The 15,799-nt window shown below is 39.0% G+C and carries 18 protein-coding genes; 4 read left to right on the top strand and 14 right to left on the bottom strand.

Annotated features, from left to right (window positions below):
• The first annotated feature begins 327 nt into the window (after positions 1-327).
• Positions 328-1,467 carry a PepSY domain-containing protein gene (locus tag HRT55_RS04035; protein ID WP_291619115.1) on the top strand — a complete coding sequence of 380 codons (1,140 nt, stop codon included), beginning with the start codon at positions 328-330 and terminating at the stop codon, positions 1,465-1,467.
• A gap of 72 nt (positions 1,468-1,539) precedes the next feature.
• On the opposite strand, the gene HRT55_RS04030 is transcribed toward HRT55_RS04035, so the two are convergent.
• The 10 genes from HRT55_RS04030 to bhcB all read right to left on the bottom strand — a co-directional run bounded on the left by HRT55_RS04030 (position 1,540) and on the right by bhcB (position 9,009).
• Complete coding sequence (locus tag HRT55_RS04030; RefSeq protein ID WP_291619113.1) at positions 1,540-2,097, bottom strand: YbhB/YbcL family Raf kinase inhibitor-like protein; 558 nt, start codon at positions 2,095-2,097, stop codon at positions 1,540-1,542.
• Positions 2,098-2,207: 110 nt separating this feature from the next.
• On the bottom strand, positions 2,208-3,044 hold the full coding sequence (locus tag HRT55_RS04025) for a helix-turn-helix transcriptional regulator (protein WP_291619111.1): 837 nt from the start codon (positions 3,042-3,044) through the stop codon (positions 2,208-2,210).
• A gap of 12 nt (positions 3,045-3,056) precedes the next feature.
• A complete protein-coding gene (locus HRT55_RS04020) occupies positions 3,057-3,590 on the bottom strand; it encodes a type II secretion system protein (protein ID WP_291619109.1) in 534 nt (177 codons plus the stop codon).
• 55 nt (positions 3,591-3,645) lie between these two features.
• Entirely contained in the window at positions 3,646-4,065 is a 420-nt protein-coding gene (locus HRT55_RS04015) for a GNAT family N-acetyltransferase (protein WP_291619107.1), read from the bottom strand.
• Complete coding sequence (locus HRT55_RS04010; protein ID WP_291619105.1) at positions 4,055-4,249, bottom strand: hypothetical protein; 195 nt, start codon at positions 4,247-4,249, stop codon at positions 4,055-4,057. Before HRT55_RS04010 ends, HRT55_RS04015 begins: the two co-directional genes overlap by 11 nt.
• Positions 4,250-4,320: 71 nt before the next feature.
• Positions 4,321-4,521, bottom strand: a complete 201-nt coding sequence (locus HRT55_RS04005) for a hypothetical protein (RefSeq protein WP_291619102.1) — start codon at positions 4,519-4,521, stop codon at positions 4,321-4,323.
• Positions 4,518-5,111 (bottom strand): GNAT family N-acetyltransferase, encoded by a 594-nt coding sequence (locus HRT55_RS04000; RefSeq protein WP_291619100.1) that lies wholly within the window; start codon positions 5,109-5,111, stop codon positions 4,518-4,520. The genes HRT55_RS04005 and HRT55_RS04000 overlap by 4 nt, the downstream gene beginning before the upstream one ends.
• Before the next feature lie 273 nt (positions 5,112-5,384).
• Positions 5,385-6,389, bottom strand: coding sequence for an iminosuccinate reductase BhcD (bhcD, locus tag HRT55_RS03995; protein ID WP_291619098.1), 1,005 nt, complete (start codon positions 6,387-6,389; stop codon positions 5,385-5,387).
• 397 nt (positions 6,390-6,786) lie between these two features.
• Entirely contained in the window at positions 6,787-7,935 is a 1,149-nt protein-coding gene (gene bhcC, locus HRT55_RS03990; protein WP_291619096.1) for a 3-hydroxy-D-aspartate aldolase BhcC, read from the bottom strand.
• Between the two features lie 96 nt (positions 7,936-8,031).
• Positions 8,032-9,009 carry a beta-hydroxyaspartate dehydratase BhcB gene (gene bhcB, locus HRT55_RS03985; protein ID WP_291619094.1) on the bottom strand — a complete coding sequence of 326 codons (978 nt, stop codon included), beginning with the start codon at positions 9,007-9,009 and terminating at the stop codon, positions 8,032-8,034.
• A 503-nt stretch (positions 9,010-9,512) separates the two neighbouring features.
• Here bhcB and HRT55_RS03980 point away from each other — a divergent pair.
• The 3 genes from HRT55_RS03980 (at position 9,513) to HRT55_RS03970 (ending at position 11,454) form a co-directional block, all read left to right on the top strand.
• Positions 9,513-10,301, top strand: a complete 789-nt coding sequence (locus tag HRT55_RS03980) for an IclR family transcriptional regulator (protein WP_291619092.1) — start codon at positions 9,513-9,515, stop codon at positions 10,299-10,301.
• A gap of 101 nt (positions 10,302-10,402) precedes the next feature.
• A complete protein-coding gene (locus HRT55_RS03975; RefSeq protein ID WP_291619090.1) occupies positions 10,403-10,834 on the top strand; it encodes a heme-binding protein in 432 nt (143 codons plus the stop codon).
• Positions 10,835-11,034: 200 nt separating this feature from the next.
• Entirely contained in the window at positions 11,035-11,454 is a 420-nt protein-coding gene (locus HRT55_RS03970) for a hypothetical protein (protein ID WP_291619087.1), read from the top strand.
• 110 nt (positions 11,455-11,564) lie between these two features.
• On the opposite strand, the gene HRT55_RS03965 is transcribed toward HRT55_RS03970, so the two are convergent.
• The 4 genes from HRT55_RS03965 to HRT55_RS03950 all read right to left on the bottom strand — a co-directional run bounded on the left by HRT55_RS03965 (position 11,565) and on the right by HRT55_RS03950 (position 15,799).
• Positions 11,565-12,188 carry a PEP-CTERM sorting domain-containing protein gene (locus HRT55_RS03965; protein WP_291619086.1) on the bottom strand — a complete coding sequence of 208 codons (624 nt, stop codon included), beginning with the start codon at positions 12,186-12,188 and terminating at the stop codon, positions 11,565-11,567.
• Positions 12,189-12,744: 556 nt separating this feature from the next.
• Entirely contained in the window at positions 12,745-14,079 is a 1,335-nt protein-coding gene (locus tag HRT55_RS03960; RefSeq protein WP_291619084.1) for a LysM peptidoglycan-binding domain-containing protein, read from the bottom strand.
• Positions 14,080-14,177: 98 nt separating this feature from the next.
• Positions 14,178-14,966, bottom strand: coding sequence for a class D beta-lactamase (gene blaOXA, locus HRT55_RS03955; protein ID WP_291620405.1), 789 nt, complete (start codon positions 14,964-14,966; stop codon positions 14,178-14,180).
• 164 nt (positions 14,967-15,130) lie between these two features.
• Positions 15,131-15,799, bottom strand: coding sequence for an alpha/beta hydrolase (locus HRT55_RS03950; RefSeq protein ID WP_291619082.1), 669 nt, complete (start codon positions 15,797-15,799; stop codon positions 15,131-15,133).

The following is a 15,799-nucleotide window of genomic DNA, read 5'->3' as shown; positions in this document are numbered from 1 at the left end:
AGCTATTCACTAGTTTCACTGATAAAGTTTAGTAAAAATAACTACTAAGAATAAAAGCCGCTATTTTCAGCGGCTTTTTTATAGCTACTTTTTATAGCCAGATCACCAATAGCGCAGAAAACACATACAATAACGAATGATTCTCATCCAGTTATATTTTATTCCATACAAATGTACTACAATCGCCAAAACGTTACTTAAATCTCAGCAAAATTACCCTGCTAAATTTCAGTAAGCGTACTTTAGGTCAGCAAGATGCTCACCTTGTTTTTGTACTCAAGGACGTTTAATACCCCGTGTTTTGTAATACTGGCTCAAGGTAAATTGATGAATATAAGAAAAACCTTTTTTTGGTTACATTTGATCATAGGCTGTAGCGCTGCCATTTTTATTTTTTTAATGTCTATCACAGGTGTAGCATTAACCTATGAACGTCAGATGATTAAAACCGCCGAGCGTAGTGACTACCCAACAGCGCCAACAAGCTCAGCTAAGCTCTTACCCATGTCAGAAATTTTGGCGATAGCTAATACTTATCCAACCAAAAAAACCGCTGTAATTGTGGTAGAAAACCAGTCTAATGCACCAATTATTGTCAAAGACGGTAGAAAGAAAGTCGCTTATCTCAACCCTTATACCGGTGAAGAAATGGCGATTCCGGGTCAAGGTACTAAAATATTTTTAGGTAAATTACGCGCTTTTCATCGCTGGTTAACCTTAGATGGAAAGTTCAGTGAAATGGGTCGATGGGTCAATGGCATTGCCAATATTATTTTTCTTGTTTTGATTCTTTCAGGGCTTTATTTATGGTTACCGAAACGCTTCAATTCCAGAGCCTTCAAACAAAGGCTAACCTTGTCAGGTAATTACCCTAACAAGAGCGCTAGAAACTCTCAATGGCATAACGTCTTTAGTATTTATATGGCGCCTATACTGTTTGTTTTGGTGGTCACGGCGTTTTTCTTTTCGTTTAAATGGCCAGGTAACACTCTTAAAACCCTGGTATCAACAGAGTCCGTTGCACTGGCTAAGCCAGTAGAGATCTCCGCTAAACAAAGCGCTTTTCAGCTTCCTGTTGGACAGCAATTAGCAAAAGTAAAAGCGCTATACCCAGAATGGCAAAACATTCAATTTTCTTTAGAAAGTGCCCCATTCGACAGTAAAGTTTATAAGATAGATAAGGGTAATGGTGGCGAGCCACAGAAAAAACTCAAGGTACTGTTAAGTACTTTAACGGGTGAGGTGGTTCAGCAGCAGAAATTTGAGCAACTCTCTACTTATAGTCAGTTACGTAGCTATATACGATTTACTCATACCGGTGAGGCTTTCGGTCTCTTTGGCCAAACCATTGCTGGCTTAGCATCACTATTAGCCTGTTTGTTAGTTTATACCGGCGCTATGCTCTCTTGGCGACGTTGGAGAAACAGTCGAAAAGTGAAAAATAACCTACCTGCTTTTTCAAACTAACAATCTTTAATAGAGCAAAGGTAGAGTCCTATATATAAAGGGAAAGGCTCTACCGTAAGATAGCTACTGAAATTAGTCTCGCTTATACAACGACTCAATTGTGCTAGTGGCTATAGTATTAGCATTAATCATATAGCCTGCTAACGCACCTGAAGCATCTAGCGGTAATTCAAGCCTCTCAACAGATAGTGCATGTATGGTAAAACGGTAATGGTGCACACCATGACCTGCAGGCGGGCAAGCGCCACCAAAACCTCGGCTACCGTAATCATTTTGTATTTGCATACTGCCTGCTGGTGCTAAGTCTTTTTTAGTACTGCCTGCACCGGCTGCTACTTCAGTCACTGTGTTAGGAATATTAACTAATTGCCAATGCCACCAACCACTGCCTGTCGGTGCATCTGGATCATAGCCAGTAATAGCGAAACTTTTAGTACCTTTAGGTACACCCGACCATTGAAGTTGTGGTGATAAATCACCACCAGTACAACCAAAGCCAGTAAACTCCTGCGCTTTAGACATAAACTTGCCCTCAGCGATATCTTGGCTAGATAACCTAAAACTGTCGGCGAAAACGGCTGATGGAAAACTTAAGGTGAATAAAGTAATTAATGTAAGCGGCTTAAACAAAATAATGTTCCTTATTTATTGAATGATTTGTTGGTTAGAAGAGTAAATATGGAGTGTACTTTAGCGTACTCAGCCAACTTTTATAGTCGCAAAACCGTCAAGATTTCGCCCTATTCCGTCACTTTGATTTTTTGTTTAGTTTTGCGTAAAGCTGAAGGAGTAAGGCCAAACCGCGCCTTAAATCGACTGCTAAATCGAGATTGTGACTGATAACCACATTGCTCTGCGATATAAACAATGGCGTGACTAGTGGTTTGTAATAAGTGTAAACCGAGTCCTAGCTTCACCTGATCTTTAATCTCTTGCACCGTGGTTCTCTCTGCCGCTAACTTTCGCCTAAGGGTCGACTCACTCATAGCGACTTGTTGGCAAATGGCTGTAAGAGATATTTCTGCTGAAGGCTGCTTACTTAAAATGGCATGTATTTTTTGACCTAACTTATGCGGCGTTGCCATAGCTAAAATATCTTTATGACCCAAGTGATAGAGTAGATGCAGGATTTCTTTTCTGCGTAAGGACCACAGCTCTTTTGGTGAGTACAGCGACCATTCGACAAATTGCTGTAGGCACTTTGCTAGGGCAATAGATATTTCACCAATGCTATAAGACTTGTCACTGACAGTTTTAGCACCTATACCGTCAAAATCTTGATAATCAAACTCAATCAGCAAGGCAAAGTATTCTTTTTCTTTGGGAATATTGCGCATATTTATCGCCGGGTTGTCCGATAAAAAAATGAAATCTCCGGCACGACAAACTATTTCACCCTCTTTACCCAACTTTTTATCGCCATCAAGTACTGCAATAAATAATGGTTTTACCACGGGTACATTTAATAAATGCTGTTCTTTTATTGAGGAGTAAACCGAAAAAGGCAACGCGCGGTCTTGGTTATTGGTCGCTTTAATGGCATTGATCAGCTTGTTCATATTCGCAGGCATAGTCATGTAAATAAAAGCTTAACAGCCAGTATCAACATAATCGACAATAGGCTCACTGCCATCCTCCGCTACATTAAGGTAATAAGCAAAGCAATCATCTAATACATAACCATTTGGCCATAAAAATACGCCCGTACCGCTGTTAAAACCATCGATTGGAGGAATTCGATTATCGCTAGGAGGGCGATTACCCACTACGCAAAACTCTGAGTTTTTACAGGGTATAGTTGACCAATTTGAAGTAAAAGTTGTTGAGGGTAAATCCATTTCAAGCAAGTAGCGCATATGCTGGGCATTAGCGGTAGGGTTTCCGGCAGTAAAGGTAACCGTATTACCGTTATAGTCTATTGAATCACTATTGCCGCCGGCTATTTGATCTTTAAGTACAGTAAACTTAATAGCGGTTTTTAAATTACCGGAAATGTTTTGTATCACTGAGGCTTTTGCATCACTCGACAAATCAATAAACCGGGGTGCTGCTACAGCAGCTAAGATACCTAGAGTGGTAATAACTACCACTAACTCTATCAGGGTAAATCCTGAATTTTTCATTTAAACAAACTACCTAATACTACTTAATACACGACAAGGTAATTTTACTACAGTTTTATACAAATTTACACATGCCATGTCCCAAGCTACTATTAGGTCTTTGCATATACCCATAGCGAGTATAAAAGGACTCTTTTCCCTGTGCAGCCAATAAGCCAACAGTAGCACCTTGCTTAGTCGCGTCATTTAAGTAACTTTCGATTTTATCCATTAATGCTGCGCCAATACCTAACTTTCGATGACTTGGCTCAACGATAACGTCTTGTATGTAAAAGTACATGGCGCCATCACCAACAACACGCCCCATGCCAATAAGCTGTTGATTAAGATAAATGGTTACGTGAAATAAGCTATTATTTAAACTCACTTCAGCGAGGTTGGCATCAAGCTCACCCCAACCGACTTTACTGCGTAACTGTAAAAAATCTGCAACTGCAGGGCTGGTTAATTTAAGACTATATTTTTCAGCTAACACTTTGTATAGCACTCCTTGTCATTAATTCGCTCATGTCCGCCATAGCTTTTAAATGCGCTTTATCTTGCTGCTGATGCATTTCCATAGCATGTTGTTTGCTCTGCTCGGCCATTTCTTCAAAAGTATTGCCATGAAATCCTTTATCACAAGCGCCATCTAATTGCTTACAAGTCATTGTTTTCATATATATATTCCTTTATATATTTTTGATTAGCTAAAGATAACATCACCTTAGGATTAAAGGTTTGCTATTACTTAACTAAATAATCCACTAAGCCAATCAAAAGTTAAAACTGTGGTGAATATTTTTAACGCTATTATTCCAAGGCCCAATATTATGACCGCGACTTTTACTTTTCTACTTTTAAGGTTATGCCAATATAACAATTTGGCTTTCAGCTCACTTTTCAGTTCATTCTTCACTTCTGCCATCGATTCTTTCATTGCTGCTTTCATGAAACGCTCTCAGCTAGGTTCTTAGTTAGGCTGTTAGTTAAATTCTTAGCTAACCCCTTCTCGACACCTTTAGTTAAGTTATCAGGAGATCCCCAGCTATAGATGAATTCTTTAACCTTGTTACCACAAGGTGTATGCCAATAAGCTGTAGCTATATTTTTCGCTCCTTTCGCTTCATAGAAACCTATAGCCCTGCTATTGCACTCTAACACTTCAAGATACAAGTCATGACTATCATAATTGACGATTGACCATGATGCCGCAGCAGCTAATAAACGAGAACCTATGCCCTGACCTTTACTAGCCTTTTTTACATGAAGATTATCGATGATAGTGCCATATTGAGGATGGTTAGCACCCAATACACAAATAAAGCCACAGAACACTCCAGCTAGCTCAGCAACGAGTACTAACTGGTTACTCTGTGGTTTGTTAAATCGCGCTGTCCACACCGCTTCTCTTTCAGTAAAAACCTTTTTATCAAGGTAATCAGCAGAGAGTACTTGGTTATAGTTTTCACGCCAACTTTGTGCATGTAACTCGGCAATATTCGCCAAATCGTCTATACGCGCTGCTCTAATTATCACCATAATCTCAATGAGCTCCAATACTCAAATATGTCTCGATTAAAGTACCACTATACCTTTACTAACTGACTCGGCAAGGTGCACATAGTAACTATTTATGTATGGTGCTTTGCCTTAATTTCTTAATAGCACAAAAAAGGGCTGTTTAAATGAATAAACAGCCCTTGAGCAAGAACTTAGCAGGCGAAACCTACCAAGAGGCTTACTTTTAACTAATTGGTTGGGAAAGTCTTAGTTTAAAGTAAGGAGTTAAGCAAAAAGTTAAAAGTTCAAACATTAAAGTTTGAAGTAAGTAGCTAAACCTTTAGCTTCCGCTAATTCAACAGCTACCGAAGCAACAGCTAAATCTTGCAGGCCAACACCAGTACCATCAAACAAAGTGATTTGTTCTTCAGAAGTACGACCTGGTTTAGTACCATTGATAACATCACCAATTGGCGTGATATCAGACTCTTTGATCAAGCCAGAAGCAACAGCGTGTTGTGCTTCTCCGATAGTAATAGACTGAGCAATTTCATCAGTAAAGACTGTAGCAAGTGCTAATATATCGACATCAACTTCTTGTTTACCTTTGGTATCTGTACCCATACAAGCGATGTGAGTACCAGGCTTAATCCAGTCTTTGTCAATTAGTGAGCCAAATGCAGAAGTAATAGTAATAATTACGTCAGCTTGTGCACATAACTCCTCACAAGTTACCGACTCAAATGGTAAACCTAATTCTTCTGCCACAGCAGCAAGCTTAGGCAGCATTTCAGGGTGGAAGTTCCAAGCGACAACTTTTTCAAAATCACGTTGTTCAACCGCAGCACGTAATTGGAAAGAAGACTGGTGACCCGCACCAACCATACCTAATACTTTAGCGTCTTTACGCGCTAAATGAGCGATTGATACCGAAGAAGAAGCCGCAGTACGTACCGCTGTTAAATAGTTACCACCAACAAGTGATTTTAACTTACCAGTATCGGGATCAAATAAAATAACAGTAGACTGATGGTTAGTTAAACCTTGTGCCATATTATCTGGCCAGTAACCACCAGACTTAAGACCTAAAACCATACCGTCACGGTCAAAACCAGATTTAAAACCGTAAAGTGCACCCGCGTGACCAATGTCTTCACGAATTACTGGGAAGTTGTAAGCGGTGTTTTTTGCCATAGCAGCAAATACATTTTCTACCGCAGTAAAGGCATCTGAACGGCCAATAACTTCTTGACAGATTTCTTCAGAAACAACTGATATGCCTTTGTTTTCTGGTGAAGTATTTTGTGAATCACTCATAATTTATATCCTCTAGAAATGGTAATACCAAGCGACCTAATCAATCGTTCACATAGTTCGCTTGGTAGATACCCAAACAACCTCAAGATGCAGGATTCAGCTGGGATTAGAAACGTATTTAGGCAAGGCATTGATTGAAGAGAATGGTTATCCCCTTGTCGAAATCAATAACGATGGATAAAACGTTTCTAAACCAGCCCTAGTGGGACGTATGAGTAAATCATATTCATCGTTGCGTAGGTAATTAAGGGAATAACCATTAATAAAATACGCGCCTTGATTATGAATCGCTCAGCCGTCCTGAAACGAGCACCTTGAAGTAGCTTGGGTATAAACCCTCGACTAAACACCGAGGGTAGTGGTTGCTATTCAATAAGCAGCTAGTTAATAGCTAGGATTAAAATGCTTTACCACGTGCAGATACAGGCCATAACGTTTCTACTTTACCGTTACGTACACCAACATAGTAATCATGTACGTTACACGTTGGATCACAGTGACCGGGAACAAGTTTTAATTTTTCATTAACTTTTAATATGCCAGCAGGATCTGAAATAACACCATGCTCATCAGAACACTTGATGTATTCAACATCATCACGACCAAAGATGTACGGTAAGCCACTATCTACTGATTGCGCTTTAAGACCGGCATCACAAATAGCTTTGTCTGCTTTCGTGTGACTCATAACAGAAGTTAAGATGAAAAGTGAGTTTTCGAATTCAGAAATTCTCTCGCCTTTTTCATCATGAATTCGTTGGTAATCCGCATCCATAAACGCGTAAGAACCACACTGTAATTCATTGAAAACACCTGAGTTACCTTCGAAGTAGTATGAACCTGTACCACCACCACCAACGATGTCACACTCAAGACCTTCGGCTTTAAGCATTTCAACAGTACGAGCAACCATACCCACAGCAATGTCGATTTTCTCTTTACGCGCTGTGTAGCTTTCCATGTGCTGCATAGCACCTTGGTAAGCTTGAATACCTGAGAAAGTTAAACCTGGGGTTGCAGCAATCGCTTTAGCGATATCAACAACAGGTTGGCCTTCAGTAACACCACAACGGCCAGCACCACAATCAATCTCGACTAGACATTCAATTTGCGTATCATGTTTAGCAACGGCAGCGGCTAATTCAGCCACGTTATCAATATCATCAACACAAACGATAGTACGAGCACCTAATAAAGGTAAACGTGCTAAACGGTCAATTTTTGCTGGATCACGTACTTGGTTAGATACCAATACGTCTTTAATGCCGCCACGAGCAAATACTTCTGCTTCTGAAACTTTTTGACAACATACACCACAGCTATCACCAAGCTTTTCTTGTAAAAGCGCGATATCTACAGATTTATGCATTTTGCCATGCACACGATGGCGAACACCCATTTCTTTAGCGTATTGACCCATTTTAACGATGTTGCGCTCTAATGCGTCTAAATCAACTACTAAACATGGTGTTTGAATATCAGCTTCATCCATACCGGGAAGTGCTGGAACGTCATAACCTACTTCTAAATCACTTACATTTGACATGTTTTTCTCCAAAATTTTAATTATTTACTTACTTATTTTTTAGCTTTAGTCTTAATTTGAATTTGTTTTAGCTATCGAATAAACAGCTATTCGAGCTTATTTGTTCATCCACGGCAGTTTGTCTAAATCGACGTTACCACCGGTGATAATTACCCCAACACGCTTGCCTTTGAACACTTCGGGGTTATTCAAAATACAGGCTACTGGTACCGCAGAGCTTGGCTCGATAACGATTTTCATTGTCTTCCAAACAAGTTTCATCGCATCAACTATTTCTTCTTCTGTACAGGTGAAAATATCTGTTACGTGGTTGCTAACAAAGTGCCAAGTTAGGTCTTTTAAAGGCACTTTAAGGCCGTCGGCAACGGTTACTGGCGCATCATCCGCAATAATGTGACCGGCTTTAAAAGAGCGCGCGGCATCATCAGCATTTAAAGGCTCGGCGGCGTAAATTTTAACGTCAGGGGCAATACTCGAAATTGTTAAACAAGTACCTGAAATCATACCGCCACCACCAATAGGGGCAATTACGGCATCAAGATTTTCAACTTGCTCAAGCAATTCTTTAGAGCAAGTCGCTTGACCGGCAATAACACGAGGGTCGTTGTATGGATGAACAAAATCAGCACCTGATTCGGCAACAACGTCAGCAAATACTGCTTCACGAGAAGATGTTGATGGCTCACATTCTACGATTTTGCCACCGTAGCCAATTACCGCATCTTTCTTCGCTTGTGGTGCTGTACGAGGCATTACTACGGTAACGGGAATACCACGTCGTCCCGCAGCATATGAAAGTGATAAAGCATGGTTGCCGGAAGAGTGAGTGGCAACACCAATTTTTGCTTCTTCGTCAGTTAAACCAAAGACAGCATTACAGGCACCACGTACTTTAAATGCCGCTGCTTTTTGTAAGTTTTCACACTTGAAGAATAACTCAGCTCCGGTCATCTCGTTCAAGCGAGTTGACGTGAGTACTGGTGTTTTGTGGATGTAAGGTTGAATGCGCTCATGGGCAACGAGTACATCTTCGTAGCTTGGAATGATCATAATCGGTTTGGTTGAACTGCTCATATGTTCCTCTTAATCTTTCATTTGTATAAACCGTGATATTAATCGCGGTATAAGTAAGCTCTATCGTCAGCTTGCCGTGCCTTTTCTGTCATATAGGTCGGTTGTTTACTCAACTTAGTGCGCTAACTAGATGCTCTTTCTCAATAATTAGTCTTAATACGAGTCTTTATTGGAAGAATATTTTGTTTTATTCACCTTGATTTCACCTTATGAAAAATAGCCAAGTCAGGCAAACAAGACAGATTTCACAATGTGAAACGCAGCTAATACCCCACAGAATAAAAAAGCACAAGCGATTGAATTAACTCTATTTATACAAAGACAAAACCAGCCTAAATTTAATATTTCACAATGTGGAATGGGCAAACTAGAATTAACTAGGGGTTATGTCGCTTTTAGTTCTATATTTAAATCAAAAGTTGACACAAGAGTCAAGAAAAGAGATGTTAGATGGATTATAAAACTGAGCTTAGAAATAAGCCTGTAAACTAAGCGGTAATATTATGAACAAACCTAAACCAGAATCTCGCATTCAAGTAATCGATAGAGCAGCCACATTATTGGATGCGATTTCACGCTACACCATGCCGGTAACATTAAAAGCATTAAGTGCAGATACTAATTTAGCGCCGTCTACAGCTTTTCGTATATTACATTCTCTTATCGACAATCATTTTGTTGACCGTGACAATTCAGGTAAATATCAGTTAAGTGGCCGCCTTATTAGGCTAAGTAATTATCAATACCAAAATGTTGATTTTCGTAAAGTAGCACTACCCTACATGGAAAAGCTGCGTGATAAATTTGGTGAAACCATCAACCTTACTGCGCGTGAAGGTGATGTCGTTATTTACGTAGAAAAAGCTGTGCCCAATAGAATGATGCATGTTCAACAAATTATAGGTAGCCGCGCGCCATTGCATGTCACCGGTGTTGGAAAAATGATGTTAGGCATGGAAGGTCATGAAGGTATTTGTGGTTATGCGCAACGGACAAACTTACCAACCTATACCCGTAAAACATTTTCACAGATTGAAAGCTTAGAGCGCGAATGTATGCGCTGTGTCGAACAAGGCTTTGCTTACGACAACGAAGAAGCCGAAATGGGCGTAGGTTGTATTGGCGTACTTTTATATGACAGATATGGCGAAGTTGTCGCCGGACTATCTGTGTCAGCGCCAATTGAACGACGTAAAGATGAGTGGATTAAAGATTTAGTTAAAGCCGGTAAGTCCATTTCCATTGAGCTGGGTTTTGTTAAAACCGAACAGACAGTTAAAAAAGCCAGTTAAGTCGCCATACAAAATATTTTCACAGCCTAGGTATTAACTCATCGTCAATATGCTTACCTAAATAATGCTGTACCAGTTTTAAAATTAGAAGAGTAGAAACTATGTTGACAATAAGTAGACTAAACCAAGCAGAAGCAAAAACAATAATTGATGGCGCGGTGCAAAAAGCCACTGAACTTGGCGTACCAATGTGTATAGCCGTTGTAGATGAATCAGGTAATTTAATTGCCTTTGAACGTATGGATGGCGGTAAAGTACACAGCATTACTATTTCGCAAGATAAAGCCTTTACCGCCGCATCGGCACGTAAGGGGACGCATGAATTTAATAAAGCCTGTATTCCAGGCCATAAGAATAATTTATTTGGTATTCATACCGCTTTAGGTGGCCGTATGTGCATTGTTGGTGGAGGATTACCCCTAAGCTACAATGGTAGCGTAGTCGGTGGCATTGGCGTTAGTTCAGGCTCGCCAGAGCAAGATATAAGCTGTGCGCAAGCCGGCATTGATAGCTTTACTAAGGCCTACGCTTAGGCATAAGTTAATACGCTAACACAATTAAAATACTTAAACGCTAAAGCCCCCTGCTTTAGCGTTTTTGTGATCTGGCGTTCTGTTTAATAAGACACATATATTCTCTATGTTGTTTCTAAACTCATTAAAATATGGGATATTACCCGCCTAAAATGACTATGCAAAAACACCGTTAAAATACTTCATATATAAGGGTTAATATGTCTAAAAAAGTTGGTTTGTTCCTTTTTCTACTTGCGCTTTACTTCGCCTCAAGCTCTAGCTATTCCCTAATTAATCTCCTCTCTAATTCCGAAGAAGAGCAGGGAAAAGAGTCGAAAGTTGTTGAACTCACTAAAACCTATACACCGCAACTATGGACTGACTTTAAAATATTAGATATTGATGCTGAACTTTGCTCTTTAAAAGGTAAGGGAATTTTAGAATCATTAAGCTTTAAATCGATAAGAAGAAACCTTACATACGACAAAGCTAAATATGTTTATGGTAAATTTAATGACAACCAAGTATCAATTACTTGTGCCAGACTTGAAGAGCGCACTTTTGTCTATACCTCGGTAGCAGGCCCCGATGCGACAATAGTAGAACGCTTAAGAAATGAGATAGTACAAAAACTTTAATGAATTAACATGGCTTAGTCATAATAATCAACAAAGCCAATTTACAGAAATAAAAAAGCACCAAACTCTACGAGTGGTGCTTTTTTAGGCTTTGTCTATCTATCGAGTAATTAAGATTTTTTCTTAAATCGACGAGATGCTAAACCGATAATGCCTAATGCAAAAATTGCTATTGTTGTAGGCTCTGGTACGGCTTGAATAGAGAAAGAATTTGAAATATCAAACTCTACTGGGCCTTTGCCACTATCAGAAAATGATAAGAATTTGAAATCTGAAAATCCAGAAACATTGCTAAACTCTAGATCTATATCAAAATTATCAATATCATCAATTTCATAGATCATGCCGTCGGTACAGCAATCAACCCACTTCCAACGGAAACCATTTTTATTTTTTTCACTAGAATCATCGACTAACAGTACCTTTGATAAATCGAAATCACTTATAGCTAAACTAGCAGTACGTTTATTATGCTTAGTGCCACTTGCATCAAGCAAAGTATATAGTGCTAAAGCGCCATTATGCTCTGCTAGGAACATGACAGCTGTCGCTTCTTGTTCATAACCAGTATGAGAGCTTGATCTTCTGTAATCGTAAAACGATTTAAAGCTTTCACTTAAAGACAAAACACCTATTTCAGTAGAGTTGTTTAGCGTAATAATTCCAGCATTCGCTATGTTAGTAACAACAAGAAGCATACTTGCAAGTGCAATGTTCAAAAATTTAGTTTTCATTAATTTTTCCTTTAAAGCCCATTTCATCTATCTTGATAGGTAATGGTAATAAAATGGCTATATAATAGCCTTACGACTTACAAAGCAAGAAACATACCAAAAAACAAAACAAACTAAAAACCAGTGAGTTAGTACAAATAGACTAAAATAAAAATAGTTAACTGTAAATTTTACTGACACCTAGCGCTTAATTAATTGATTGATTTCAAAGTAATATTTAAAGTTACCTCAACAAAAATCAGTACACACTAAAGAATTAAACTATCTGCCACAAAACATCATAATAAGATCTTATTTAGACCAGTTCTATTGTGCTTTCAGTAGCTTTGGTCGTGAGGAAATAGATAGCGGCTAGCACCTGAAAAAATTAAATTTTTCTTTGTAAGGTTTAGACAAAAGCATCAACACCTAAGATATAAATACCTGCTTACACTGAGTAAGTAGGCGCTCACATATGCCAAACAATAATGAGAATTCATATTTCTTAGGGGCTGTGGGGTAAAACTGCTATTTTTATGAATAAAATAACATGAACTTTGCTATTTCATTAATCTTCTTATAACAATATTGCCAACTGTTGCTTTGGCTGTAACAAGCTATTGCTTGATAATTTGTTCCAACGCACTATATCTCGCACACTTACCTTATATTTTCGACTGATATCCCATAAATTATCACCACTTTTAACCGTATGAGTAATCTTATTACGGCTAAATTTAGCCAGCCCTAAGGGGTCCATATCACTATGGTTAAATGGCACAATCAGCTTTTGACCGATACGAATAATATCTGAATTTAAGCGATTATGTTTTTTTATCGCGCTAACATCGATGCCATACTGAAGACTAATTTTGCCTAAGCTATCACCTGATGTCACCGTATAACTATGCCAGCGTAACCAGTCTTTTTTATTGGTTGTCGTTAGCTTTGCTTTAAAGGAATCTGCCGCTGAGATTGGCAACATCAAATGATAACGACTATCCGGCGCTGTTGCCCAGCGATTTAAACCGGGGTTAAGCTTAAAAATGTCATTACTGTTTATGTTAGCCCACTGTGCCGCCAAGCTAATATCAAGTTGTCCCTCTACCTCAATAACTGCCACTGCGGGGCTATTTTTAATGGGAGTAAAAGCATAGTTAAGTTCATCGGCACGTTTTAAAATATCAGCAATAGCGAGTAATTTAGGAACAAAATTGCTGGTTTCTGTCGGTAAGTTAAGTGACCAAAAATCACTCGGTAGGTTTGCTTTTTTATTCTTTGCCATTGCTCGACCAACTCTTCCTTCACCTGAATTAAAGGCGGCGATGGCATTGAGCCAATCTTCATCCAAGGTACGATGGAAAAACTGAAAGTAATCAAGGGCACCACGGGTCGACTCGACAATATCTCGTCGACCGTCATACCACCAATTTTGTTCGATATTAAAACGCTTGGCCGAAATAGGCATAAACTGCCACAACCCAGCAGCGCTTTTATTTGATAAGCCATAAGGCAGGTAGGAGCTTTCAACTATGGGCAACAGCGCCAATTCAACCGGCATATTGCGCTTTTCAATTTCTTCAACAATATAATATAAAAAAGGCTCTGCACGCTTAGAAATAGTCACCATAAAATTAGGGTGACTTAAATAGTATTTACGCCACTTATCCACTTCTTTGTTATCTGGTACCTCAATGCTTAGCTGGCTGCGAATACGTTGCCATACATCTTCATGTTCGTGGGGCAACTTGGCTAATGGTGTAATCTTGGCTAACTTGACTTGTTCCTCTTCAACCAATGTCAGCTGTGAGGCTTTTTCTTGGTTTTTAGTTAATGGTTCGGTAATTACTTCCGGCGTTTGCTGGCAAGCGGTTAAGCCTAATAAAACAGTTAATATTATTATTTTTTTCATTTTTATTCGTAACTCAACTACAACAAATGGCACATGCTTTTAAGGCTATTGTACCAGAGACTTTATTTTCTTATTTTATTCACAACCAATACTAATTTTCATTTACTATTTTTACTTGGTAAAGCCTCTATCGACATGAGTATATCTCGCACTATCGCTTGTCTTTTATAGAGATCTTTCATTCCATCTGGAGTATCGATATTTAAGGCAAAAAATACTGGTCCATTTGGCCATTCAACCCAACCTATCCACCAACCATGTTTACCTTGCCAACCCGTTTTAGCGCGTAATATCCACGTTCTTTTTGCCTCAGTCACCATAAGATCTTTCACTATTAACTGGTGCTCTATTTTAAAAGGCAGTTGATTTTTATAAAGACGTTGCAGCAGTTCAATTTGTTCGTGCGCTGAAATAGCCAACTTACCATCTATCCAATAACTGCCCTGTGCAGTAGTTGGGTCGGCATTACCATAGGCTATTTTCTTCAAGTAGTTACCAGATTTTTGTTCACCTAGCTGCTCCGCAAAAATATCATAAACCCAGATTGCCGAATTACGCATGGCAGAACGTAAATTTTGATCTTGATTATGAGGTGAATAACCTCTTTTTACGCCATCCCAAGGAAATACTTGAAACTCATCTTTGACCAGCCCAGCATCAAGAGCAAAAAGCGTGTGCGGGATCTTATAAGTAGACGCTGGCGAATAGCGTTGCTGTGCTCTAGCTTGATCATATACCCAAGTTTTCTCTTGATTAGCCCGTTTATCAAGCACAACAATGGTGCCCTTAGCCTGGTGTTTTTTAAAATATTTACCCCATGATGCACCCTGAATTCCTGCGGCTTCTGCTCGATTAGTGGAACTTATGACTAAGCTTGCTATAAGCATCACAGTAGTTATGACAACGGATTGTAATATTGATGAATTTTTCATAAAGCGTTAATAACCCCTTAGTTTTATTTAGGATAAAGAGTACGAGCCGCCATAGTACTGAATGGTAAATCTCGAGTGAAATATTAATATGTAACAAAGTAATCACCTGTTAATGCTAGCTAATTTTCTAACCAAGCTTTAAGCGGAACTACCCATTCAGTCATAGGTCGATAAAAAGCACCATGTTCCTCACCAGTACTGATGGCGATTTCTTCCATGGTGTTTACTTTATTGCTTTGTGCCATTAAAAATTGGCAAGAACCATTACCATCTGAGGTTTCGTAAATTGAATGGAAATTGCCTATAACGATAAATTCTGCGTGACCTTTCATAAAAGTATTACAAGTAGCCAGTAAGATGATATTAATGTCATTTGATTGGATATAACTCGACGCTAATATTGTTATTTCACCGCCACGGGAAAAGCCCACCAAGCTAATATCACCCGGCTTTACTCCTTGTTTAATAAGTAAATTAACATCAGCAGCCAACTTGCGCGCAAACTCCCTCGGTTTAGTGTTTTTTGCTCGGTGATAGGCTATTAAGTTATACTGTTCACTAGCTAGTGCAGCTTTTACTTCAGGAAAGTCATATAAGCCCCAGCGTGGGTTTATCGGTGTCGGATTGCTACCCTCAACAATAAGCCCATGTGAGTAAAATACATATTTTTCATTAGCATGTATTTCTGTTGGCAAGCGCTCAAATATCGCAGCTGCATAGACATTAGTCACTGGTGCTAATAAGCAAAGTAAACTGATGAATATGGCTATTTTTAATATTTTAAGCAT

It is taken from the genome of Colwellia sp., assembly GCF_013214175.1.
In the GTDB taxonomy this organism is placed as follows: domain Bacteria; phylum Pseudomonadota; class Gammaproteobacteria; order Enterobacterales; family Alteromonadaceae; genus Colwellia.
The sequence above is the reverse complement of the archived record's forward strand: the minus strand, read 5'-3'. Positions and strand labels throughout refer to the sequence as shown.

What these genes read in the sequence shown, in the direction of transcription:
- HRT55_RS04035 (WP_291619115.1), top strand. Translation starts at nt 328, where the DNA reads ATGAATATAAGAAAAACCTTTTTTTGGTTACATTTGATCATAGGCTGT.
- HRT55_RS04025 (WP_291619111.1), bottom strand. Translation starts at nt 3,044, where the DNA reads ATGACTATGCCTGCGAATATGAACAAGCTGATCAATGCCATTAAAGCG.
- HRT55_RS04020 (WP_291619109.1), bottom strand. Translation starts at nt 3,590, where the DNA reads ATGAAAAATTCAGGATTTACCCTGATAGAGTTAGTGGTAGTTATTACC.
- HRT55_RS04010 (WP_291619105.1), bottom strand. Translation starts at nt 4,249, where the DNA reads ATGAAAACAATGACTTGTAAGCAATTAGATGGCGCTTGTGATAAAGGA.
- HRT55_RS04005 (WP_291619102.1), bottom strand. Translation starts at nt 4,521, where the DNA reads ATGAAAGCAGCAATGAAAGAATCGATGGCAGAAGTGAAGAATGAACTG.
- HRT55_RS04000 (WP_291619100.1), bottom strand. Translation starts at nt 5,111, where the DNA reads ATGGTGATAATTAGAGCAGCGCGTATAGACGATTTGGCGAATATTGCC.
- bhcD (WP_291619098.1), bottom strand. Translation starts at nt 6,389, where the DNA reads ATGAGTGATTCACAAAATACTTCACCAGAAAACAAAGGCATATCAGTT.
- bhcC (WP_291619096.1), bottom strand. Translation starts at nt 7,935, where the DNA reads ATGTCAAATGTAAGTGATTTAGAAGTAGGTTATGACGTTCCAGCACTT.
- bhcB (WP_291619094.1), bottom strand. Translation starts at nt 9,009, where the DNA reads ATGAGCAGTTCAACCAAACCGATTATGATCATTCCAAGCTACGAAGAT.
- HRT55_RS03980 (WP_291619092.1), top strand. Translation starts at nt 9,513, where the DNA reads ATGAACAAACCTAAACCAGAATCTCGCATTCAAGTAATCGATAGAGCA.
- HRT55_RS03975 (WP_291619090.1), top strand. Translation starts at nt 10,403, where the DNA reads ATGTTGACAATAAGTAGACTAAACCAAGCAGAAGCAAAAACAATAATT.
- HRT55_RS03970 (WP_291619087.1), top strand. Translation starts at nt 11,035, where the DNA reads ATGTCTAAAAAAGTTGGTTTGTTCCTTTTTCTACTTGCGCTTTACTTC.
- HRT55_RS03965 (WP_291619086.1), bottom strand. Translation starts at nt 12,188, where the DNA reads ATGAAAACTAAATTTTTGAACATTGCACTTGCAAGTATGCTTCTTGTT.
- HRT55_RS03960 (WP_291619084.1), bottom strand. Translation starts at nt 14,079, where the DNA reads ATGAAAAAAATAATAATATTAACTGTTTTATTAGGCTTAACCGCTTGC.
- blaOXA (WP_291620405.1), bottom strand. Translation starts at nt 14,966, where the DNA reads ATGCTTATAGCAAGCTTAGTCATAAGTTCCACTAATCGAGCAGAAGCC.
- HRT55_RS03950 (WP_291619082.1), bottom strand. Translation starts at nt 15,799, where the DNA reads ATGCTTAAAATATTAAAAATAGCCATATTCATCAGTTTACTTTGCTTA.